The sequence below is a fragment of the Sphingobium sp. ba1 genome, from assembly GCF_000743655.1.
In the GTDB taxonomy this organism is placed as follows: Bacteria; Pseudomonadota; Alphaproteobacteria; order Sphingomonadales; family Sphingomonadaceae; genus Sphingobium.
On the sequence record NZ_JPPQ01000069.1, the window covers coordinates 2,925,142 to 2,925,599 of the forward strand.

Genomic DNA, 458 nt, shown 5'->3' on the forward strand with positions numbered 1-458 from the left:
CTGGACGCGGGCGGAGTGAAGCCGCAACCGACCCGCTTTGCCGTGCGGCCGATGCTGGTCGACCTGGCCGAGAATTTTCAGCCCTTGGCGGCGGAAAAGGGACTCGTGCTGCGGGTTGGGCCAGGCGACGGTTGGGTCGAGACGGATCGCAGCCTGTTGCGGTCGATCGTCCAGAATTTCCTGTCCAACGCCATCCGCTATACCGACCAGGGCCGCATCCTCGTTGCCGTGCGACGGCGGGGTGCGGCGGTGCGCATCGAGATATGGGATAGCGGGATCGGCATTGCGCCCGACAAGCTGGCGCTGATCTTTCGTGAGTTCGAGCGGCTGGGTCAGGGGAGCGAAAGCGGCATCGGGCTGGGGCTGGCGATCGTGGAGCGATCGGCCGCTTTGATCGGCGGGACAGTGGCGGTGCGGTCCTGGCCCGGCAAGGGGAGTTGCTTTGCAATCAGCCTGCC

The 458-nt window shown here is 66.4% G+C and carries 1 protein-coding gene; it reads left to right on the plus strand.

The window, feature by feature from the left end:
• Nucleotides 1–458, plus strand: a 458-nt coding sequence (locus tag IL54_RS23230; RefSeq protein ID WP_193378877.1) for a sensor histidine kinase, incomplete at both ends; no start/stop codon positions are given.